A 19,302-nucleotide genomic window follows, 5' to 3' on the forward strand; every position below is an offset into this window, starting at 1 on the left:
GGTTTCCGGAGCGGCATCCCGGCTCCGGTGCGCACCGGAGCCGGGCCTCGGTGGGAAAGGGACGGCGCCTCGATGGCAGACCACCAAGCATCCTCACTGACTCTGCCGAGCGCCCCCGCCTCGGTCCGCACCGCCCGCAGCCACACCCTCGCCGTGCTCGCCGAATGGGGCCTGCCCGACGACTCCGCGCTCGCCGACTCCCTCCGTCTGATCATCTCCGAACTCGCGACCAACGCCGTCGTGCACACCTTCGGCCGGTCCCCGGACTTCACCGTCGAGCTGCGGCTGGAACGCGACGAACAGCTGCGGGTCGGCATCACCGACAGCCACCCCCGCCGCCCGCGCCGGCTGCCCGCCGCCGTTCAGCAGGACAACGGCCGCGGCCTGGTCATCATCCGCTGCCTCGCCGCGGAAGCCGGCGGCCGGCTCTCGGTCGTCCCCACCGAGTCCGGCGGGAAGACCGTCTGGATCACCGTGCCGTGGCCGAACGCCGTCCGCTGAAGACCTCCGCCGCACCCGGCGACCCGTTGGGCTACGGCGCGGGGGCGTGGCGGGCGAAGGCCCCGCGCAACAGGGCGCGCAAGGTGTCCGCGGCCGGTGCCCCGCCGCCGGGCCGGTAGGCCACCGAGATCCGGCGGAGCAGCTCCGGCGGGTCCAGCCGGCGGACGCCCAGCGGCGTCAGCGAGCCCTCCGCCATCATCTCCGGGACCACCGCCACCCCGAGCCCCGCGCTCACCAGCGCACAGACCACCGCATAGCTCGGGGACTCGCAGCGCACCGCCACACTCGCCCCGGCCGCCGCCAGTGCCGCCTCCACGGCACGCCGGTTCGGGTTGGCCGGCGCCATGCTGACCAGCGGCTGACCGGCCAGCTCGGCGAGCGGCAGACGTCCGGCGCCCGCCGACAGGGCATGGCCCGGCGCGGTGACCAGCACCAGTTCCTCGGTCAGCAGCGGTTCGAGCCGCACCCCCTCCGGCGGGGGCATCGCCTCGCCCGGCACATACTCGTGCGTCAGCGCCAGATCGACCTCGCCCAGCGCCACCGCCGCGCTGGCCTGCGGAGGTACGTACTCCGTGACGCTCAGCTCCACATCGGGGTGCGCCCGCCGGAACGCGCTGAGCGCGGGCGGCAGCAGATGCGTCCCGGCGGTCATGAACGTGCCGACCCGCAGCCGGCCGCCGGACAGCCCCGTCAGCCGGGACAGCTCGTGCCGCGCCTGATCCAGCTCGTCGAGCACCCGCCGGGCCCGTACGAGCAGCAGCTCACCGGCGGCCGTCAGCCGTGCCCCGCGGTGGTGGCGCACCAGCAGCGCCGTCCCCGCCTCCCGCTCCAGTTTGGCGAGCTGCTGGGAGAGCGCGGGCGCGGTGTAGCCCAGCCGGTCGGCGGCTCTGCTGATCGAACCGGCCTCCGCCACCGCCACCAGAGCGGCCAGCCGCGTGGGGTCGTACATAAGAACCTCTTTAGGCTCCCCAAGAACATTGCCACTCCCTATTAAAGGCTCTGACCAGCGAAACTGCTCCCATGGACGGACAGCTGATCGCTTTCACCGGAGTCGCCGCGGGCATGGTCGCCATGCCGGGCGCGGACTTCGCGGTCGTGGTGCGCAACGCACTCGACTCGCGCCGGGCGGGGGTCGCGGCCGCCGTCGGAGTGGCCGGCGGGCTGCTGGTGCACACCGCACTGGCGGTCGCCGGACTCGCGGCCGTGCTGGTCGCCGTGCCCGCGCTCTTCGGCGCCGTCCAACTCCTGGGCGGGCTCTACCTGTTGTACCTGGGAGTCGGCGCGCTGCTCGGGGTCGTCCGGCACCGGAAGACGCACGAGGAGGCCACGACCGGCCCGCCCGCGCCCCAGGACGGCCACCCGCCCGCGCTCCTGGGTACCGCACAGAGCCTGCGCCAGGGCTTCCTGACCAATGCCCTCAACCCGAAGGCCCCGGTCCTCTTCCTCAGCCTGCTCCCGCAGTTCGTCCCGGCCGGCGAGCCCGCGCTGCCCCGCACCCTCCTGCTCGCGACGATGGTCGTCGCCATGGCGCTGGTGTGGTTCCCCGCCGTCGCGCTGCTGGTCGACCGCCTGGGCAGCTGGCTGCGCCGCCCCCGGGTCACCCGCGCCCTGGAAGCCGTCACCGGAACGCTGCTCACGACGCTGGGCGGCATCCTGCTCATCGAGGTCGTGCTGGCCTGAAGGATGGGCACGGGCAGGGGGGGTGAGGTCACCGGCCAAGTGAGCCCATCCCACTGACAATTGATCACACGTGAGACGAAATGCCGGTCAGCCCACCCGTCCGTAGGACACCGCGCCGCTCCAGATCCGTTCCAGCCGCACCACGCTTCCGGCCTTGGGGGCATGCCACATCCGGCCCCGGCCGGCGTAGATGCCGACGTGGTAAATGCCGCCTGCGGAACGGAAGAAGACCAGGTCGCCGCGTCTGCGCAGGGAGGCCGGGAGATGCCGGGTGCGGACGTACTGTGCGGCGGCGGTACGGGGCAGGGCCCGCCCGGCGCGCTTGAACGAGTACATCGTCAGCCCCGAACAGTCGAAGCGGTACGGCCCTTGGGCGCCGTACTGGTAGGGCGCGCCGCTCTTGGAGGCCGCGATCCGCAGCGCGTAGGCGGACACGGAGGCGGCTTCGGCGTTCCCGGCCTCTCCTGGGGCGAGGGTCGTCCCGCCCAGGGTGACCAGCGTCAGAGCGGTGACGGTGCCGGCACGTGCCAGCAGATTCGGCGTCTGCGTGCGCACAGTCATGCGCAAACCCTTCGTCAGCCGCCTGCGAAGGAAGACCTGTCGGGTTCGGGCAGGCGAAGATGCCCGGCCGTGCGTACGGCTTCACCCCAAGGAGTCTCGGCCCTGAGGCCGGGACCCCGTCTTGCTCGGGTCCTCCGCTCCCGCCGGTCCACAACGTCGACCTGACATCCGGTACGGCGGCGGGATTAGGCGCCCGTCCGGACCGCCCCGTCGCTGTGGCGGGGTCTTGCCGTCGAAGGGATCGTCACGCACCCGCCACCAGAATTCCGAGCTGAAAATGCCGTATGTGACATGCGTCACACTTCGCCTGAATGGTTACTTTTGTTCCCTCAAGTGCCTTGGCGCGGGGCGCCGCACCCCCTGGACCAGGGGCGAAACATCAGAGGTCCAAGGAATTGCGTCTCCCCGCGCAATTCGTCGCCTCCTCACATCGGGTCCGGACGCTACGCCGTATGCGCAGCTCCGTGTGCGTGTCGTGTCAACTCTCCGTGGCCGGCGGCATCGTCACGAGCCCGGCCCGGCGTTCGCCCTCCAGTACCCGCAGCGCCCGGGTCAAGGTCTCGCGGTGCAGTTCGCTCTCGCCCCGGTCGTGCATCAGTGTCAGCGCGTCGCGCAGTCCGGCGGCCTTGCCGACCAGCGCCTGGGCGGCCCGCAGTCCGGTGTAGGTGTCGCCGCCCCGGGCCGGGTTGATCCTGCCCAGCAGGTCGAGCACCTCCAGGTAGCGGTCGATCAGCTCACCCTCGGCCCGTGTCAGGGCGGGCAGCGGCGGCAGTTCCGGCAGCAGCATCCGGGCTCACCGTGCGCCGAGTTGGGGGACGGACTGCTTGCGCTGACGGGTGAGCCCGTCGATCAGGCCGTACTCCCGGGCGGATTCAGCGTCGAAGATCTTGTCGCGCTCGATATCGGCGGCGATCCGTTCCCGGGGCTGTCCGGTGTGCTCCGCCAGCATCCGCTCCAGCATGTCGCGGGTGCGCAGCAACTCCTCGGCCTGGATCTGGAGATCGGTGGCCTGGCCCTGGACGGGCTCGTGGAGCGACGGCTGATGGATCAGGATCCGGGCGCCGGGCAGGGCCAGCCGCTTTCCGGGGGTGCCGGCGGCGAGCAGTACCGCGGCGGCGGAGGCGGCCTGCCCCAGGCAGATGGTCTGCACATCGCACGACACGAAGCGCATCGTGTCGTAGATGGCGGTCATCGCCGTGAAGGAGCCGCCGGGGGAGTTGATGTAGAGCGAGATGTCCTGTTCGGGCGCGGCGTGTTCGAGGTGGATGAACTGCGCCATCACGTCATTGGCGGAGGCGTCGTCGACCGGGGTGCCCAGGAAGATGATGCGCTCACTGAGCAGCTTGGAGTACGGGTCCATGGTGCGCGTCCCCTGGGACGTGCGCTCGGTGAACTCGGGAAGGACATAGCGGGCCATCGGTCGCAGCATGAGGTGTGCTCCTCTCTCTGTAAAAAATGTACAGGATGTACGTCCAGTTAGAATGGGAGCATGGCCTACGAAATTCCGGTGACGCAAGCCCGGGCGGAGCTGGCGGATCTGATCAACCGCGTTGTCTACGGCGGTGAGCGGGTGGTCGTCACCCGGCACGGCAAACCGCTGGTGGCGCTGGTATCCGCCGCTGACCTGGAGCTTCTTGAGGAGCTCGGGCGGCGCGCGCAGGGTGCGGAGGACGAGCAGGTGATCAGCACGGTCTCCACCGTGCGGCAGCTCCCGTCCGCTCCGGGCGAACGGCGGCGGTTCGGGATCGCCGCGGAACACCGCGACCCGGCTGCCGGGGACCGGCGGCCGGGTCGCGAGAGCTGACGGTCAGCGCGTGCTGACCGTGCGGGGGCGCGGGTGGTTCAGGAGCTGAGCTCCCACAGCGCATGGGCGATGGCGTCGGTGTTGTTGTCCAGCGCCTTGTCGTCGATGTTCTTCGTGGTGTCGCAGGACTGGTGGTAGCAGGCGTCGAAGGCCTTGCCGGCCTCGCCGCCCCAGTTCTTCGCCTGCTCCTCGGTCTTCTTGTAGTCGGCGCCGGAGAAGAGGCCGCCGACGGCGATGCCCGCGTCCTTGAAGGAGGCGTGGTCCGAGCGGCCGTCGCCCTCGGTCTCCTTCTCGGTGGCGATGTTCTTCTTGGCGAAGAAGTCCTTGAAGACCTTCTCCAGGCGGGTGTCGTCGTCGTAGACGAAGTAGCCCGGGTTCGGCGAGCCGATCATGTCGAAGTTCAGATAGGAGTCGATCTTCGACTTGTCGGCGCCGAGCTTGTCGACGTAGGCCTGCGAGCCGACCATGCCGTCCTCTTCGTCGCCGAACCAGGCGAACCGGAGGTGCTTGGTGGGCTTGAGATCCGCCTTGGCGACGGCGAGCGCCACCTCGAGGATGCCGGCCGAACCCGAGCCGTTGTCGTTGATGCCGGGGCCCTCGGAGACCGAGTCCAGGTGGGCGCCGGCCATCACGGTCTTGCTCTCGTCGCCGCCCTTCCAGTCGGCGACCAGGTTGTAGCCCTTGGTGCCGCCGCCGTCGAACTCCTCGACCTTGGTGGTAAATCCGGCCTTGTCGAGCTTGCCCTTGATGAAGTCGACGGACGCCTTGTAGCCCGGCTGGCCGTGGGCGCGGTTGCCGCCGTTGGCGTCGGCGATCGACTGGAGCTGGTCCAGGTCGGCCTTGACGGACTTGACGTCGATGTCCGGGGCGGCCGCCGGCGCGGTCCCGGCATAGGCGCCGGCCGCGGTGAAGACGGTGGCGGCAACGGCGGCGACGGCGCCGGTGGCCAGCGCGGTCCGGCGTATTCGCTTGGAACGAGTCACGGTGTTTGCTCCGATACTGGTGTGGGGGGATGGAGCTGTTTGACGCGCACATGAGAATTGCGATCACTTTGCAAACCGTCAAGAGCGCATACCGGACAGTCGTGTTCGGCGAGCGAGCCGGTTCTGGTTTGCGCCGATAGTGGCGATTCATGGCGCCTGGCTGCCATCTGTTCCGTGGGTCCCGGCGGGCGCAAGGGGTGGAATGCGCCAGCACCTTGCCGGTGCGGCCCGTGAGGTGACGGGCCGGCAGCCGCCAGGGGAGACGGTGGTCGTGGCGTAACGGGCGGTGATAACGCCGCGTTACGCCGGGCGTAAGAAGGGGTGTCGACAGGCCCCTGGTTGTAACGCCGCTGAAATCCCGCCGAACTAGCCTCCTGGCGTGGGGCGCTTGATGGCCAAGTGCTGAAAGTCGGTTTGCTCCTCCTTTAATTGCTGCGTGATACATCTGGCGTCACAGGTGTTCCCACGCCTGTGACCTGGGCGAATGAGTCCGGGTGGGAAGACTGTGAGGTGGAAGGTATGCAACTGACCCCGCATGAACAGGAGCGCCTGATGATTCATGTGGCGGCAGACGTGGCTGAAAAGCGCCGCTCCCGGGGGGTGAAGCTGAACCATCCCGAGTCGATCGCGCTGCTCACCGTGCACATCCTCGAAGGCGCCCGGGACGGCCGTTCCGTCGCCGAGCTGATGTCCTCCGGCCGCAAGGTGCTCACCCGCGACGAGGTCATGGACGGCGTCCCCGAGATGATCCACGACGTACAGGTCGAAGCCACCTTCCCCGACGGCACCAAGCTCGTCACCGTTCACGAACCCATCAACTGAACGGGGAGCGCGGAACATGATCCCGGGCCAGATCCTCCACGCCGACGAGCCGGTGCGCCTCAACGAAGGCATGCCCCGCACGCGGCTGACCGTCCTCAACGCCGCCGACCGCCCCGTCCAGGTCGGCTCCCACTACCACTTCGCCGAGGCCAATCCGGGCCTCGACTTCGACCGCGCGGCCGCGCACGGCAAGCGGCTGAACGTCCCGGCCGGCTCCGCCGTGCGCTTCGAGCCCGGCATCCCCACCGAGGTCGAACTCGTCCCCCTCGGGGGCAAGCGCATCGTCATGGGCCTGCGGGGCGAGACCGGAGGAACCCTCGATGGCTGAACTCACCCGCCAGGCGTACGCCGACCTCTTCGGCCCGACCGCCGGCGACCGCATCCGGCTCGCCGACACCGACCTCGTCATCGAGATCACCGAGGACCGCTCGGGCGGCCCCGGCCGGGCCGGCGACGAGGCGGTCTTCGGTGGCGGCAAGGTGATCCGCGAATCGATGGGCCAGTCCCGCGCCACCCGCGCCGAGGGCACCCCCGACACCGTCATCACCGGCGCGGTCGTGCTCGACCACTGGGGCATCGTCAAGGCCGACGTCGGCATCCGTGACGGCAGGATCACCGCCCTGGGCAAGGCCGGCAACCCCGAGACCATGGACGGCGTCCACCCCGACCTGGTCATCGGCCCGGAGACCGAGGTCATCGCGGGCAACGGCAAGATCCTCACCGCCGGTGCCATCGACACCCATGTGCACTTCATCTGCCCGCAGCAGGCGGACGAGGCGCTGGCCTCCGGTGTCACCACGATGATCGGCGGCGGCACCGGACCGGCCGAGGGCAGCAAGGCAACCACCATCACCCCCGGCGCCTGGCATGTCGCCCGGCTGCTGGAGTCGATGGACTCGCTCCCGGTCAATGTCGGCCTGCTCGGCAAGGGCAACACCACCTCCCTCGCGTCCATGCGCGACCAACTACGGGCCGGGATCCTCGGCTTCAAGATCCACGAGGACTGGGGCGCCACACCCGCCGTCCTCGACGCCTGTCTGACCGTCTGCGAGGAGAGCGGCGCACAGCTCGCGATCCACACGGACACCCTCAACGAGGCCGGCTTCCTCGGTGACACCCTCGCCGCCATCGCGGGCCGTTCGATCCACGCCTTCCATGTCGAGGGCGCCGGCGGCGGCCACGCCCCCGACATGATCGCGATGGTCTCCGAGCCGAACGTACTGCCCGCCTCCACCAACCCCACCCGGCCGCACACCGTCAACACCATCGAGGAACACCTCGACATGCTGATGGTCTGTCATCACCTGAACCCCGCGGTCCCCGAGGACCTGGCGTTCGCCGAGTCCCGGATCCGGCCCTCCACCATCGCCGCCGAGGACATCCTGCACGACCTCGGCGCCATCTCGATCATGGCCTCGGACGCCCAGGCCATGGGCCGGATCGGCGAGGTCGTGCTGCGCACCTGGCAGACCGCGCATGTCATGAAGCGGCGCCGCGGCGCGCTGCCCGGCGACGGCGGCGCGGACAACCACCGGGCCCGCCGCTATGTCGCGAAGTACACCCTCAACGCGGCCATCGCCCAGGGCATCGACCATCTCGTCGGCTCCGTCGAGGACGGCAAGCTCGCCGACCTCGTCCTGTGGGACCCGGCGTTCTTCGGCGTCAAACCGCAGCTGGTCATCAAGGGCGGCCAGATCGCCTATGCGCAGATGGGCGACGCCAACGCCTCCATCCCCACGCCGCAGCCGGTCCTGCCCCGCCCGATGTTCGGCGCCACCGGCCGGGCCCCGGGCAGCAACTCGGTCAACTTCGTCGCCCCGCAGGCCCTGGAGGACGGCCTCCCCGAGCGACTCCCACTGGGCAAGTCCTACGAGGCGATCCACAGCACCCGCGGCATCACCAAGGCCGATATGCGCAACAACGACGCCCTGCCGCGCGTCCAGGTCGACCCGGACACCTTCACCGTGACCATCGACGGCGAAGTGGTCGAGCCCCGCCCCGCCGCAGAACTCCCCATGGCCCAGCGGTACTTCCTCTTCTGAGGGCACCCATGAGCACCCCGACGAAGGACACGTACCACCGATGAGCCGCGCAGCGCTGCTCGTCCTCGCCGACGGCCGGTTCCCCGCCGGCGGTCACGCCCACTCGGGCGGCGCCGAACCGGCCGTCGCCGCGGGACGCATCAAGGACGCCGCCACCCTGGAGAGCTTCTGCCGGGGCCGGCTGCACACCGCGGGCCTGGTCGCCGCGGGCCTCGCCGCCGCGGCCGCGGCCGGCCACGACCCGCTCCTTCTCGACGACGCCGCCGACGCCCGGACGCCCGTCCCGGCGCTGCGGCAGGTCGCCCGGCGGCTCGGCCGGCAGATGATGCGGGCGGCCCGCGCCACCTGGCCGAGCGCCGCACTCGACGCACTCGCCACGGCCCGCCCCCGCGGCGCCCACCAGCCCGTCGTCCTCGGCCTGGCCGCCCGGTCCGCCGGTCTGCCGCCGCTCGATGCCGCGTACGCCGTCGCCTACGAGAGCATCAGCGGCCCGGCCACCGCGGCGGTCCGGCTGCTGAGCCTGGACCCCTTCGACGCCACCGCCGTGCTCGCCCGCCTCACCGCCGACCTCGACCGGGTCGCGGAACAGGGCGCCGAGGCCGCGCGGCGGGTCGCTTCCGAAGGTGTCGACGCACTGCCCGCGGCCTCCGCGCCGCTGCTCGACATCACCGCCCAGCAGCACGCCGCCTGGCCGGTACGCCTCTTCGCTTCCTGACCCGCCGGCCCTTCTGCCGGACTCCACCACCGCCCGCGGCCGCACCCACCACCGGAGTGACCATGCACCTCGACCACAAGGACACCTTCCCCGAGCGCTACACCTACAGCGCGCCCGGGCCCGTACGGCCGGATGGCACCCGGCGGGCCCTGCGCATCGGGCTGGGAGGTCCGGTCGGCACCGGCAAGACCGCCACCGTCGCTGCGCTCTGCCGCGCCCTGCGCGACCAGTTGTCCATCGCCGTCGTCACCAACGACATCTACACCCGCGAGGACGCCGAATTCCTGCTCCGCGAGGCGGTGCTGCCCACCGAGCGGATCTCCGCCGTCGAGACCGGCGCCTGCCCGCACACCGCCATCCGCGACGACATCTCCGCCAACCTCGAAGCCGTCGAGGACCTGGAGGAGGCGGTCGGCCCGCTGGACCTCGTGCTGGTCGAATCCGGCGGCGACAACCTCACCGCGACCTTCTCCAAGGGCCTGGTCGATGCCCAGATCTTCGTCATCGACGTCGCCGGCGGTGATGACATCCCCCGCAAGGGCGGACCCGGCGTCACCACCTCCGACCTCCTCGTCGTCAACAAGACCGACCTCGCCCCCTACGTGGGCGTCGACCTCGAAGGCATGGCCCGCGACGCCAAGGCCCAGCGCGGCGAGCTGCCGGTCGTCTTCACCGCGCTGAAATCGGTGAACGGCGTCCAACCCGTGGCGGAGTGGGTCCGCGAGCGGCTGGCCGACTGGGCCGCGGGCCCGGCGTGACCACCGCGCTCCGCACACCGCCGCAGACCGCCGCCGCTCCGGCCGCCGGTCTGCGCGCCACCGCCCGCATCGTCGCGCGGGTCGACGAGGAGGGCGGCACCACCCGGCTGCCGGTCCTCGAAGGCGACGGCCCGTTCGCGCTGCGCCGGGTGCGCGGGTCCGGCGGGCAGGCCCGGGTCTGTGTCGTGGGCGCCATGAGCGCCCCTCTCGGCGGCGACCGGCTGGCCATCGAAGCCACCGCCGAGGCGGGCGCCGCGTTGCACCTCACGGCCGCCGCCGCGACCGTCGCGCTGCCCGGCCGCACGGCCGACCACGCCACCTACGACGTACGGCTGACGGTGGGCGACGGTGCCCGGCTCGACTGGCTGCCCGAACCGCTGATCTCCGCGGCCGGCAGCGCCCTGCGGATGACCACCACCGTCGAACTGGCCCCCACCGCCCACCTGGTACTGCGCGAGGAGCAGGTCCTGGGCCGCAGCGGCGAGGAGACCGGGGCGCTGCGCAGCCGGATCGTCGTCCGCCGGGGCGGCCGGACCCTGCTCGACCAGGAGACGGCGTACGGGCCCGGCGCCCCCGGCTGGGACACCTCGGCCGTCCTGGACGGACACCGCGCCCTCGGCCAACTCCTCGTGGTGCGGCCGGAGTTCACGCAGTGTCCGGCCGAGGTGCGGCTGCTGGGCGGCGCGGTGGGGGAGCGGTCCGGCGACGGCGCGGGGCAGGGCGTACTGGCACCGCTCGCCGGTCCCGCGGCCCTGGCCACGGCCGTCGCCCCGGACGCGCTCCGGCTGCGGCGCCTCCTGGACGAGGCCGCCCGGAGCGCCGCCGTCGAGTGACGGCGGCAGGGCGACGGCGGCGGTGTGGCGGGGCGGCCCGGCTCAGACCTCCAGGTCGGACTCCAGCCGGGCAAGACGGTGCCGCGCGAGTGCGAGATTGGCGCGCTTGCGGTCCAGCACCAGATAGAGGAAGAGCCCGCCGCCGTTCTTTCCTGTCACCGGGCGGATGATGTGGTACTGCGCGGTCAGGGTGATGAGCATGTCCTCGATGGCGCCCTGGAGTTCCAGCATCTCCATGGTGCGCATCTTGGCGCGTACGACATCGGTATTGCCGGCCGCCGCGATATTGAGGTCCAGTGCTTGATTGTCGCCCAGGGTGGCCAGCGCCATACCGCTGGTGTAGTCGACCAGGGCGACGCCGACCGCGCCCTCGATGGTCGACATCGCGTCGGCGAGAGCGGATTCCATTTGAGCCATGAGGGGTCAGACCTTTCGATTTCTTGACGGTGTTTCAGCGGTACTGAAGTTCAGCGGTTCCGGTCCCGGTGTTCAGCGGTTCCGGGGCTTCGAGGTGTCCGGCGTTCCGGGGGTTTTCTGCGTGTGTGCGGGGACGGTTGGGGGCGTTGTCGTGTCGGGGTGTGCTCTTATCGGTGGGGCGCCGCGTCCACGAGGGCGCCGATGCGTTCCGCGGCCTTCCGGGCCTGGAGATGGAGCCGCCCCACATTGGTGTCCGTGCTGGCCACGGCCGTCAGGACCGCGCGGCGCCCGGCCGAATAGGCGGCTATGTAGCCGGTGGCACCGCGGGTCAGGGATTCCTCGAAGGCGCCCTGGCCGGTCGCCTCGGTGAGGCGTTTGGCGACGCCGATCGCGGCGGCGGTGAGCGCGGCCAGACCGTCCGGTTCGATATCCGGCAGATCGTGCGCGATCACCATGCCGTCCACACTCGCGACCATCCCGCCCTGGAAATGGCGCACTTGATCGCGCAGTGTGTGCAATTCATCCCGTATCCGGGGTTCGATCGTCATCAGTCTCCTTTTCCGGGCGCGTTTTCCGATGACGCGCCTCATGGTGTGCACCGTCTTCGTGCGTCAGGGCTCACAGGTTTTCCTCCAGCGCCGTACGCAGTCGGACAAGGAGGGCAATATCCGGATCGGCGGTATCGAGGAGGTCCGGAACCGGTAGTTGCCAGGTCGGGGTCGGGCGTCCTTCCGCGGCGGGGGCGGCGGGCCCGTCCAGGCAGGCGCCGGGTCGGCGCCGGGGAAGCGCCGTCGGCGCCGTAGGCAGCTGGACGAGACCGGCGGCGGCCAGACGGCGGATGTCGAGCAGGGTCGCGAACGCGGACTGGCCCAGCAGCCGGGCCAGTTCCTGCGGGGTGAGCCGGCCGTCGGCGCGGTCGAGCAGCCGCCGCTGCCGGCCCGTGGTGGGGGCGGCCGAGGTGCGGCGGACGGGTATGACGGGGGAGGAGTCGACCGCCGCCCACGGGTGGAGCCGGTCGAGCAGTGCCCGGCGGCGGGCCGTCGCCTGCTGGAGTGCGCCGGCGCTGATCGGCCGTACGACACCCAGCCAGTGGGCGGACCCGGGCGTGAAGGAGGTGGACTCGGGCGGCAGCGGCAGGGCGAAGAACGCCGCGTCGAGCAGGGCGGCGAGATGGCATATCTCCAGTTCGCTCTGGGTCAACCAGCCCTCGCTGACCAGGTATTGCGCGCCCTGCTGCTGTGGCCCCGCCCGCTCGACGGCGTACTGCCAGCCCTGTGGCGGTACCTTGCCGGCCGCGATGAGGCGGATGTCGAGACCGGGGGCGGCGGTGCCCTCGATGCAGTAGACCGCGCCGTCGAGGAGGTAGAAGCAGCCGTGCGGACCACGGAGGGCGCCGGTGACCCGCTCGGCGGCGCACCGGTCGAGCAGCCCTGCCGGTGCGGGCGGGGGAGGGGATATGGGCAGGCCCATGGCTGGTTCCTTTAGCGTGCGTGCGGTGTGGCGGAGCGCGTGCTCAGGGCGCGACCAGCTCCGCCGCCAGATCGCGCAGCCTGAGCCGCGCGACGGCGAGATTGGCCTGGGTGCGGTCCAGCCAGAGGTAGAGGTAGGTCTGACTGTCGAAGGCCGTGTGCACAAAACGGATGAGGTGGTAGCTGCTCTCGGCCGTGATGATCAGGTCTTCCAGGGCCGGGCCGCCGGCGCCCGAGGTGTCGAAGGTGGCGTTGCGCGCCACGGCCTGCACCACCTCGGCGGTGTCGGCGGCGGCCGCGTCATGATCGCCGTGCGGCGCCTGGCCCGCCGTGCCGAGTGTGAGACCACTGGTCCAGTCGATCAGTCCGGCGCCCAGAACGCCCGGGATCCCCATTGCCTGGGACAACACCTGATCGATACCCGGCACTTCGGATCTCCTTCGCGACGGCTCTGACAGCGCGAAAACGCCGAAGCCCTCCCGTGGCAGTGAGTGGGAGAGCCTTCACGGAAGGTTACTGAAGCTGTGCGGCTGGCACATGCCTGTGGGGCAGGTCTACGGCAATTGACGTATTCTCGCCCCTGCACGCCCCCTTGGCGGCCATCGCGCCGTACCGCACTCCGACAGCTCGTCCACCGTGCCACGCGCCCCGCCGGGCCGCCCGGCCTGCGGGTTCGCCGTCTCTTTCGGGCAACTGTCGTAAGTACGGACCAAGTTGAGGATGCCACTACGGGGTTCGCGTGGCGGGGGAAAGTTCGTGATGGGGCGGCGGGCCTTGGCCGGAATGGTGAGGTTCCGCTGCGAGGTCCGGCCGTTCGCCGGCAGTCCGCCCGCGCCGGGGTCTGCACCGCCGGGTGCGGAGGCGTCCGGAAGGCGTGGCCGGACGGCCGGTATGAGCCCGGTGGGCGTCTGCGGCGAGGCAAGAAACCTACAGGTTGGTAAAGAAGTGTGGGCCAAACCTGTTCAGGAGGGGACGGCGCACGACAGGATCCCCCTGTAAGCCTGTGATCAACGCCGCCACAAGTGGCGCACCATGCAGGGGGAATTGACCACGTGAGAAAAACAGCAGCGCTCGGCGCCGCCGGAACTCTGGTCTCCGGCGCGCTTCTCGCCGGAGCAATAACCGCCACGCCCGCCCAGGCGGGTGAGCAGCACCAGCGCGGTTCGGCCGAAGCACGCGGTGTCGCCACCGCCGCCGCGCGCGCAGCCAAGAAGGGCATCGACTGGCAGGACTGCCCCGCGGACTGGGGCCTCAAGTCGCCGGTCCAGTGTGGCTATGTCACCGTCCCGGTCGACTATGCCCGGCCGAACGGCCGCACCATCAAGATCGCCGTCGACCGTGCGCTGAGCACCGGCGGCAAGGAACAGCGCCAGGGCTCCCTCCTCTACAACCCCGGTGGCCCCGGCGGTTCGGGCATGAAGTTCCCGACCCGCATCACCACCAAGAACCCGCTCTGGGCCAAGACCGCGAAGGCGTATGACTTCGTCGGCTTCGACCCGCGCGGCGTGGGCCACTCCGCGCCGATCTCCTGCATGGACCCGCAGGAGTTCGTCAAGGCGCCCAAGGCCGATCCGGTACCGGACAGCGAGGCGGACAAGCGCGCCCAGCGCAAGCTCGCCAAGCAGTACGCCGACGGCTGCGCCGAGCGCAGCGGCCGTCTGCTGCCGTACATGACGACCCCGAACACCGCCCGCGACATGGACGTGATCCGTGCCGCGCTCGGTGAGAAGAAGCTCAACTACCTGGGCGTCTCCTACGGCACCTACCTGGGCGCGGTCTACGCGACGCTGTTCCCCGGGCACGTCCGCCGGATGCTCGTCGACAGCGTCGTCGACCCGTCCCGCGAGAAGGTCTGGTACCAGGCCAACCTCGACCAGGATCTCGCGTTCGAGACCCGCTGGGGCGACTGGAAGAAGTGGGTGGCCAAGAACGACGCCACCTACCACATCGGCAACACCCCTCAGAAGGTCCAGGCGGCCTGGGAGAAGCTGCGGGCGACCGCCAAGAAGAAGCCCGTCGGTGGAGTCGTCGGCCCCGCCGAGCTGACCGGGTTCTTCCAGAACGCCCCGTACTACGACTCCATGTGGGCCTCGGTCGCCGAGGTCTGGAGCGCGTACCTCGCCGGTGACAGCAAGCCGCTGGTGGAGAACGCCGGTCCGAACCTCAAGGACACCGCGGGCAACATCGCCTCGGAGAACGGCAACGCCGTCTACACGGCCGTCGAGTGCACCGACGCCAAGTGGCCCACCAGCTGGCAGAAGTGGGACCGCGACAACACCCGCATCCACCAGCGGGCACCGTTCATGACCTGGTCCAACGCCTGGATGAACCTGCCCTGCGCCACCTGGCCCGTCAAGCAGCAGCGGCCGGTCGACGTCAAGACCGGCAAGGGTCTGCCGAACGTGCTGATCGTGCAGAGCGTCCGCGACGCGGCCACCCCCTACGGCGGCGCGGTCGAGCTGCACCGTCGCCTCAAGGGCTCCCGTCTGATCACCGAGCGGGACGCCGGATCGCACGGTGTCACCGGTCAGGTCAACCCCTGCATCAACGACCGCGTCGATGCCTACTTCCTGTCCGGAAAGACCGACGCCAAGGACGTGACCTGCGCCCCGCACGCCACGCCCGAGCCCAGCAAGCTGTCGGCGGCGAAGTCCCTCGTGGGGGGCTTGGACCTGCCTTCCGTGCGCTGAAGATGACGGCATGGATGCCGGCATGATCGGCGCCGGCACCACATGACGGCACGCAGGGGCGGCCGGGAACCTTCCCGGCCGCCCCTGTCGTTGCGGCCCGTTTCCCCGTCTCCCCGTTTCCCCGTCTCCCCGCTCCGGCGCTCAGGCCGGAAAGACCTCGGCGAAGGCGGCCCGGGTGGGGGAGTCCTCCCGGCGGTCTAGCACGGCGAACACGACCCGGTCGAACCAGCCGGAGAACCGGCCGCCGGGCAGCAGCACCGCCGCGAACGCCCGTGCCACATCTGCTGGTTCATTGCGGAACACCCCGCAGCCCCAGGCCCCGAGCACCAGCTGACGGTGCCCGCCGGCCGCCGCGACCTCCAGCACCCGCTCGGCCCGTACCGCCAGCGCCGCGGGCACCCGCCCCCGATCGGCCGGGCTGCGCCGGGCGAGCACCCCGGCATTCGGCGCGGCGGCCGTCAGAAAGCCCGCCTCGTACGGCACCTCGAGCAGCCTGCCGCGGTCGTCGCGGAACACCGGCACCCCGGGGGAGAGGATCACCCGGTCGCTGTAGAAGGGGCTGGGATCGGCCCGATGGGCGGCGTAGAAATCCGGGGCCTCGCGCACACAGGCGTAGAGCGCCGACCCACGGCACAGAGCCTCCTCCTGGGCCTGCGCGCCGTTGAGATAGCCGCCGCCGGGATTGCGCGCCGAGGCGAAATTCAGCACCGCGAGCGGGCCCGGGCCGGACTCGGCCAGCCGCCGCCCCGCCGTGAGACTGCCTTCCCCCGTCACCTCGAAGACCGTGTCCACGCCCGGCGGCCGCCCCGCCACGGCGACCGGCTCCGGACCGTACAGCCGGGTGCCGGCCCGGGCCCGTCCGACCGCCGCCGCGATCTCCACCAGCCGTCCGCCCGGGGCGCGGTACGCACCCGCCGCGACGATCCGTTCCGTCTCCTGAGCCATGCCACGCAGTCGGGCGCTCATCGTCGGCACCCCCGTATCCGTTGCTTCACAGCGATCAAGGTACGGGCCCGCCGCGCGGCCCGCGAACGGATATCGCCGGCCGCCCGGCGCGCTCCTCAGCCGTTCCCGCCCCGCCCCGCCAGCCACCGGTCCTCGGCCGCATACCCGAACAGCTTCTCGTCCGGAGAGAAGCCGGCCATCCGCGGGAACAGCTCCCACCAGTCCCGCCCCTTGACCCGGTCGGCCAGCCAGGCCACCGTCGCCGGAAGTGACTCCTCGTACGTCGTCACCGCGCGATAGCCCAACTCGCGCTCCGCCGCCGTCATGTCGTAGACGAGGGGATGGGGGACCGACCAGGGGGTGTCGCCCACGTCGGAAGACGGCGGGGCACCCTCCACCCGCACGATCTCGCTCTCCGGCGCGCCCATCACCGCGTCCACCGCCGCCGAGATCTCGGCCACCGTCGGCGCCTGCGGATCGGCCGCGTTGAGCACCCGCGATCCGGGACGGCGGGCCGCCAGCCGGACCAGCTCCGCGAGGTTGTCGACATGCACCGGATGGAAGCGGCTGTTGCCGCCGTACGCGAGCACCCGCACCCGGCGCCCGTCCAGCACCCGCTTGACGAAGTACAGCTCCCGGGGCAGCGGACTGTACGGGCCGTGCACGGCGACGGCCCGCAGCAGCGTCACCGGCAACCGGTCACCCTGCGCCAGCAGCGTCCGTTCCAGCGCGGCCTTGCGGGTGCCGTAGTCCTTGTCGCCGGGCGGCACGGTCGGCTGGGACTCCTGGACGGGCAGCGGATAGACCGGGGAGCCGTCCGGTTCGTCCATCGTCGCGAAGCTGCGCCCGCGGTCGTCCTCGTACACCGCGCAGCTGGAGATCACCACGGCCGATCCGATCCGGTCCGCCAGGGCCGTCAACTGGTCCGCATGTGCGGCGTCGTACGCCACACAGTCCAGCAGCACGTCACAGCCCTCGCCGATCAGCCCGGCCAGGGCCGCGTCGTCCTCCCGGTCCATCGTCACCGAGCGGACCTCCCCGGGCCAGGAGGCATCGCGCTCGCCGTGCCGGGACGCGGCCCGCACCTCCCAGCCGTCCCGCGCCAGGGCCCGCACCGCCGCACGCCCGATCTGTCCACTTGCCCCGATCACTACTGCGCTGCCTGAGGTCATGCCGGGACCCTACGGTCCGTCAGACCATGGCCGGCGCACGGTTCGCCCACGGCGCAAGGCAGCCCCGGGTGCCGGACCCGCGCCGCCGCTCAGCGCGCGGACCCCTTCCCGCCCCCGTGCCCCCGCCGCCCCTGGGCCCGCGCCTGTGCCTGCGCCTCGGCCTTGGCCTCGCCCGCGTAGGTGTCGACGTACTCCTGCCCGGACAGCGTGAGGATCGCGTACATGATCTCGTCGGTGACGGCGCGCAGCGCGGTGCGTTCATCCGCCAGCCCGGCATAGCGCGAGAAGTCCAGCGGCGCGCCGAAGCGGATGGTGATCCGCATGGCGCGCGGCAGCCGCCGGCCCGTCGGCTGTGCCTCGAACGTGCCGATCATCGCGCACGGGACCACCGGCACCCCCGCGGTGACGGCCATCGAGGCGACGCCGGTACGCCCCTTGTAGAGCCGCCCGTCGTGCGAGCGGGTGCCCTCCGGGTAGATGCCGAGCAACCGGCCCTTGCGCAGGACCGCGAGCCCCGAGGAGAGCGCCGCCTGCGAGGCGCGGCCGCCGGACCGGTCGACCGGAATCTGCCCGACCCCCCGGAAGAACGCCGCGGTCAGCCGCCCTTTCAGACCGGGCCCGGTGAAGTACTCCGCCTTGGCCAGGAACGTCACCCGGCGCGGCACGATCGCCGGCATCACGAAGTGATCGGCGAATGACAGATGATTGCTCGCGATGAGGGCCGCGCCCTCTTCCGGCACATGCTCCAGCCCCTCGATCCGCGGCCGGAACACCAGCCGCAGCAAGGGCCCGAGAAGGAGGTACTTCAGCACCTGATAGAGCACAGCGCAGCTCCCTGATCCGTCGGCCCGCCTGGGCGGCTAGCTCGTCCCAGGTGACGAGCGGGCCCGGAGACGGCCAGTGAGTTTATGGGCAAGTGCCGCGGCGGGTAACCACCTTCGGCCCGATCGATGCTGACTCCTTCCCACCGCCGGGCCGCTCCGGTGGACACACCACGGCCCCGGCGGGACGCTGAGAGACGCCCGAACCCGCACCGGCATGCCGCTTGTTACCTTTCGGTACCCCCTTTGGCATCCGCGGACAACTTTCCCCTCGCCCTGAACCGCGGTGAGTTGGCGCGCCGTACTGTCCGGCAACCGAGCCCACCCCCACGGTCCGGGCCGAGGACAGGAGTCATGGATGTCCCGCAAGAAGAAAGCCGGCCGGCGCCAGAAGATCATCGTCGGTGTCAGTGCCGCGGCACTGGTCGGCGGTATCGCCATCGTCACCACGGGCACCAGCCAGGCGTCGGCGGCATGCGACGGACTGGCCACCGCGCTGAGCAACAATCAGAAGTTCATCGCCGACCAGAAGGCCAATCCGGATGCCCAGTCGGCGGCGCGGATCGCCAACCGGGAAGCCGTGATCAAACAGATCCAGTTGCAGCAGCGGGAAGCGGGCTGTTCCGGGGACGGGGGCGCGGACGCGGGCGCCCCGCCGGCGGCGGACCAGCCACCCGCAGACGGTGCGGGGTCCGCGTCGCAGGAGCCGTCCGGATCGGCGCAGCCACCCGCCTCGGCCGACCCGCCGGCGTCCGATGACGCGTCCGCCTCCGCCGCCCCGCCGGACGGCAAGGGCGATGTGGTGTGCCCCGGCTCGACGGTGACCCTCTCCGGCGAGGGCGGCGCACCGGCGGCGTCCAGCGGCGAGTTCCCCACCGGGACCAAACTGAAGGTGACCAACCTGGACAACAACAAGTCGACGACCGTCTCCGTCACTTCGGCGTCGGGCAGCTGTGTGCTGCTCAACAACGCGGCCTTCGAGCAGGTACGTGAGGACGGCAAGTTCCTGATCCGCCGCGCCCGCATCGAGCGCGTGGGGTAACCCCGGTCCGGTGGCCGGCAGCGGAGCCGCCTCCTCCGTTGCCGGCC

At 71.2% G+C, this 19,302-nt stretch carries 23 protein-coding genes and 1 riboswitch; of the genes, 11 read left to right on the plus strand and 12 right to left on the minus strand.

The genetic code is table 11. The features are described 5' to 3' along the window. The first annotated feature begins 72 nt into the window (after positions 1-72). The gene (locus AC3EUV_RS35700; RefSeq protein ID WP_387240918.1) at positions 73-501 is read left to right on the plus strand and encodes an ATP-binding protein; all 429 of its coding nucleotides are present in this window, start codon (positions 73-75) and stop codon (positions 499-501) included. A 31-nt stretch (positions 502-532) separates the two neighbouring features. Here the strand turns inward: AC3EUV_RS35700 and AC3EUV_RS35705 are convergent, their stop codons facing one another. Then, positions 533-1,450, minus strand: coding sequence for a LysR family transcriptional regulator (locus tag AC3EUV_RS35705; RefSeq protein WP_435604714.1), 918 nt, complete (start codon positions 1,448-1,450; stop codon positions 533-535). 71 nt (positions 1,451-1,521) lie between these two features. Between AC3EUV_RS35705 and AC3EUV_RS35710 the strand changes: the two genes are divergently transcribed. Then, on the plus strand, positions 1,522-2,181 hold the full coding sequence (locus AC3EUV_RS35710) for a LysE family translocator (RefSeq protein ID WP_432144598.1): 660 nt from the start codon (positions 1,522-1,524) through the stop codon (positions 2,179-2,181). Positions 2,182-2,268: 87 nt separating this feature from the next. On the opposite strand, the gene AC3EUV_RS35715 is transcribed toward AC3EUV_RS35710, so the two are convergent. The 3 genes from AC3EUV_RS35715 to AC3EUV_RS35725 form a co-directional block, all read right to left on the minus strand. Further along, positions 2,269-2,742 (minus strand): C40 family peptidase, encoded by a 474-nt coding sequence (locus AC3EUV_RS35715; protein ID WP_432144599.1) that lies wholly within the window; start codon positions 2,740-2,742, stop codon positions 2,269-2,271. Between the two features lie 4 nt (positions 2,743-2,746). After that, positions 2,747-2,931: riboswitch (cyclic di-AMP (ydaO/yuaA leader) on the minus strand. 289 nt (positions 2,932-3,220) lie between these two features. Beyond that, positions 3,221-3,529 carry a hypothetical protein gene (locus AC3EUV_RS35720; protein ID WP_432144600.1) on the minus strand — a complete coding sequence of 103 codons (309 nt, stop codon included), beginning with the start codon at positions 3,527-3,529 and terminating at the stop codon, positions 3,221-3,223. A 6-nt stretch (positions 3,530-3,535) separates the two neighbouring features. Continuing rightward, positions 3,536-4,171 carry an ATP-dependent Clp protease proteolytic subunit gene (locus AC3EUV_RS35725; protein WP_432144601.1) on the minus strand — a complete coding sequence of 212 codons (636 nt, stop codon included), beginning with the start codon at positions 4,169-4,171 and terminating at the stop codon, positions 3,536-3,538. Positions 4,172-4,231: 60 nt separating this feature from the next. Here AC3EUV_RS35725 and AC3EUV_RS35730 point away from each other — a divergent pair, with 60 nt between their 5' ends. Then, the gene (locus tag AC3EUV_RS35730; RefSeq protein WP_432144602.1) at positions 4,232-4,546 is read left to right on the plus strand and encodes a type II toxin-antitoxin system Phd/YefM family antitoxin; all 315 of its coding nucleotides are present in this window, start codon (positions 4,232-4,234) and stop codon (positions 4,544-4,546) included. A gap of 38 nt (positions 4,547-4,584) precedes the next feature. On the opposite strand, the gene AC3EUV_RS35735 is transcribed toward AC3EUV_RS35730, so the two are convergent. Beyond that, complete coding sequence (locus tag AC3EUV_RS35735) at positions 4,585-5,529, minus strand: M28 family metallopeptidase (protein WP_432144603.1); 945 nt, start codon at positions 5,527-5,529, stop codon at positions 4,585-4,587. Positions 5,530-6,048: 519 nt separating this feature from the next. Here AC3EUV_RS35735 and AC3EUV_RS35740 point away from each other — a divergent pair. The 6 genes from AC3EUV_RS35740 to AC3EUV_RS35765 all read left to right on the plus strand — a co-directional run bounded on the left by AC3EUV_RS35740 (position 6,049) and on the right by AC3EUV_RS35765 (position 10,699). After that, positions 6,049-6,351: an urease subunit gamma gene (locus AC3EUV_RS35740; RefSeq protein WP_432144604.1), complete on the plus strand. Its 303-nt coding sequence runs from the start codon at positions 6,049-6,051 to the stop codon at positions 6,349-6,351. A 16-nt stretch (positions 6,352-6,367) separates the two neighbouring features. After that, a complete protein-coding gene (locus AC3EUV_RS35745; RefSeq protein ID WP_432144605.1) occupies positions 6,368-6,679 on the plus strand; it encodes an urease subunit beta in 312 nt (103 codons plus the stop codon). Continuing rightward, entirely contained in the window at positions 6,672-8,393 is a 1,722-nt protein-coding gene (locus AC3EUV_RS35750) for an urease subunit alpha (protein ID WP_432144606.1), read from the plus strand. The genes AC3EUV_RS35745 and AC3EUV_RS35750 overlap by 8 nt, the downstream gene beginning before the upstream one ends. Before the next feature lie 40 nt (positions 8,394-8,433). After that, complete coding sequence (locus tag AC3EUV_RS35755; RefSeq protein ID WP_432144607.1) at positions 8,434-9,108, plus strand: urease accessory protein UreF; 675 nt, start codon at positions 8,434-8,436, stop codon at positions 9,106-9,108. Positions 9,109-9,170: 62 nt separating this feature from the next. Continuing rightward, a complete protein-coding gene (ureG, locus tag AC3EUV_RS35760; protein WP_435604715.1) occupies positions 9,171-9,866 on the plus strand; it encodes an urease accessory protein UreG in 696 nt (231 codons plus the stop codon). Further along, positions 9,863-10,699 carry an urease accessory protein UreD gene (locus AC3EUV_RS35765; RefSeq protein WP_432144609.1) on the plus strand — a complete coding sequence of 279 codons (837 nt, stop codon included), beginning with the start codon at positions 9,863-9,865 and terminating at the stop codon, positions 10,697-10,699. The genes ureG and AC3EUV_RS35765 overlap by 4 nt, the downstream gene beginning before the upstream one ends. A 42-nt stretch (positions 10,700-10,741) precedes the next feature. Here the strand turns inward: AC3EUV_RS35765 and AC3EUV_RS35770 are convergent, their stop codons facing one another. The 4 genes from AC3EUV_RS35770 to AC3EUV_RS35785 all read right to left on the minus strand — a co-directional run bounded on the left by AC3EUV_RS35770 (position 10,742) and on the right by AC3EUV_RS35785 (position 13,013). Continuing rightward, positions 10,742-11,116 carry a roadblock/LC7 domain-containing protein gene (locus tag AC3EUV_RS35770; RefSeq protein WP_432144610.1) on the minus strand — a complete coding sequence of 125 codons (375 nt, stop codon included), beginning with the start codon at positions 11,114-11,116 and terminating at the stop codon, positions 10,742-10,744. Between the two features lie 167 nt (positions 11,117-11,283). Then, the gene (locus tag AC3EUV_RS35775; RefSeq protein ID WP_042158214.1) at positions 11,284-11,664 is read right to left on the minus strand and encodes a roadblock/LC7 domain-containing protein; all 381 of its coding nucleotides are present in this window, start codon (positions 11,662-11,664) and stop codon (positions 11,284-11,286) included. 70 nt (positions 11,665-11,734) lie between these two features. Continuing rightward, positions 11,735-12,586, minus strand: coding sequence for a hypothetical protein (locus AC3EUV_RS35780; RefSeq protein ID WP_432144611.1), 852 nt, complete (start codon positions 12,584-12,586; stop codon positions 11,735-11,737). A 43-nt stretch (positions 12,587-12,629) separates the two neighbouring features. Beyond that, positions 12,630-13,013, minus strand: a complete 384-nt coding sequence (locus AC3EUV_RS35785; protein ID WP_042158216.1) for a hypothetical protein — start codon at positions 13,011-13,013, stop codon at positions 12,630-12,632. A 624-nt stretch (positions 13,014-13,637) separates the two neighbouring features. Between AC3EUV_RS35785 and AC3EUV_RS35790 the strand changes: the two genes are divergently transcribed. Beyond that, on the plus strand, positions 13,638-15,275 hold the full coding sequence (locus AC3EUV_RS35790; protein ID WP_435604716.1) for an alpha/beta hydrolase: 1,638 nt from the start codon (positions 13,638-13,640) through the stop codon (positions 15,273-15,275). Between the two features lie 141 nt (positions 15,276-15,416). On the opposite strand, the gene AC3EUV_RS35795 is transcribed toward AC3EUV_RS35790, so the two are convergent. The 3 genes from AC3EUV_RS35795 to AC3EUV_RS35805 form a co-directional block, all read right to left on the minus strand. Further along, positions 15,417-16,241 (minus strand): TIGR02452 family protein, encoded by an 825-nt coding sequence (locus AC3EUV_RS35795; RefSeq protein ID WP_432144613.1) that lies wholly within the window; start codon positions 16,239-16,241, stop codon positions 15,417-15,419. Between the two features lie 95 nt (positions 16,242-16,336). Next, positions 16,337-17,392, minus strand: a complete 1,056-nt coding sequence (locus AC3EUV_RS35800; RefSeq protein ID WP_432144614.1) for an NAD-dependent epimerase/dehydratase family protein — start codon at positions 17,390-17,392, stop codon at positions 16,337-16,339. A gap of 89 nt (positions 17,393-17,481) precedes the next feature. Then, on the minus strand, positions 17,482-18,216 hold the full coding sequence (locus tag AC3EUV_RS35805; protein ID WP_432144615.1) for a lysophospholipid acyltransferase family protein: 735 nt from the start codon (positions 18,214-18,216) through the stop codon (positions 17,482-17,484). Between the two features lie 355 nt (positions 18,217-18,571). Between AC3EUV_RS35805 and AC3EUV_RS35810 the strand changes: the two genes are divergently transcribed. After that, positions 18,572-19,255, plus strand: coding sequence for an RlpA-like double-psi beta-barrel domain-containing protein (locus tag AC3EUV_RS35810; protein WP_432144616.1), 684 nt, complete (start codon positions 18,572-18,574; stop codon positions 19,253-19,255). Positions 19,256-19,302: the final 47 nt, after the last annotated feature.

The sequence above is a fragment of the Streptomyces sp. bgisy130 genome, assembly GCF_057708345.1.

Bases quoted from the DNA above. Each gene is read 5' to 3' on its own strand.
- AC3EUV_RS35740 (WP_432144604.1), top strand. From the start codon at position 6,049: ATGCAACTGACCCCGCATGAACAGGAGCGCCTGATGATTCATGTGGCG.
- AC3EUV_RS35770 (WP_432144610.1), bottom strand. From the start codon at position 11,116: ATGGCTCAAATGGAATCCGCTCTCGCCGACGCGATGTCGACCATCGAG.
- AC3EUV_RS35715 (WP_432144599.1), bottom strand. From the start codon at position 2,742: ATGACTGTGCGCACGCAGACGCCGAATCTGCTGGCACGTGCCGGCACC.
- AC3EUV_RS35745 (WP_432144605.1), top strand. From the start codon at position 6,368: ATGATCCCGGGCCAGATCCTCCACGCCGACGAGCCGGTGCGCCTCAAC.
- AC3EUV_RS35705 (WP_435604714.1), bottom strand. From the start codon at position 1,450: ATGTACGACCCCACGCGGCTGGCCGCTCTGGTGGCGGTGGCGGAGGCC.
- AC3EUV_RS35700 (WP_387240918.1), top strand. From the start codon at position 73: ATGGCAGACCACCAAGCATCCTCACTGACTCTGCCGAGCGCCCCCGCC.
- AC3EUV_RS35730 (WP_432144602.1), top strand. From the start codon at position 4,232: ATGGCCTACGAAATTCCGGTGACGCAAGCCCGGGCGGAGCTGGCGGAT.
- AC3EUV_RS35775 (WP_042158214.1), bottom strand. From the start codon at position 11,664: ATGACGATCGAACCCCGGATACGGGATGAATTGCACACACTGCGCGAT.
- AC3EUV_RS35800 (WP_432144614.1), bottom strand. From the start codon at position 17,392: ATGACCTCAGGCAGCGCAGTAGTGATCGGGGCAAGTGGACAGATCGGG.
- AC3EUV_RS35725 (WP_432144601.1), bottom strand. From the start codon at position 4,171: ATGCTGCGACCGATGGCCCGCTATGTCCTTCCCGAGTTCACCGAGCGC.
- AC3EUV_RS35750 (WP_432144606.1), top strand. From the start codon at position 6,672: ATGGCTGAACTCACCCGCCAGGCGTACGCCGACCTCTTCGGCCCGACC.
- AC3EUV_RS35755 (WP_432144607.1), top strand. From the start codon at position 8,434: ATGAGCCGCGCAGCGCTGCTCGTCCTCGCCGACGGCCGGTTCCCCGCC.
- AC3EUV_RS35810 (WP_432144616.1), top strand. From the start codon at position 18,572: ATGTCCCGCAAGAAGAAAGCCGGCCGGCGCCAGAAGATCATCGTCGGT.
- AC3EUV_RS35710 (WP_432144598.1), top strand. From the start codon at position 1,522: ATGGACGGACAGCTGATCGCTTTCACCGGAGTCGCCGCGGGCATGGTC.
- AC3EUV_RS35780 (WP_432144611.1), bottom strand. From the start codon at position 12,586: ATGGGCCTGCCCATATCCCCTCCCCCGCCCGCACCGGCAGGGCTGCTC.
- AC3EUV_RS35720 (WP_432144600.1), bottom strand. From the start codon at position 3,529: ATGCTGCTGCCGGAACTGCCGCCGCTGCCCGCCCTGACACGGGCCGAG.
- AC3EUV_RS35795 (WP_432144613.1), bottom strand. From the start codon at position 16,241: ATGAGCGCCCGACTGCGTGGCATGGCTCAGGAGACGGAACGGATCGTC.
- ureG (WP_435604715.1), top strand. From the start codon at position 9,171: ATGCACCTCGACCACAAGGACACCTTCCCCGAGCGCTACACCTACAGC.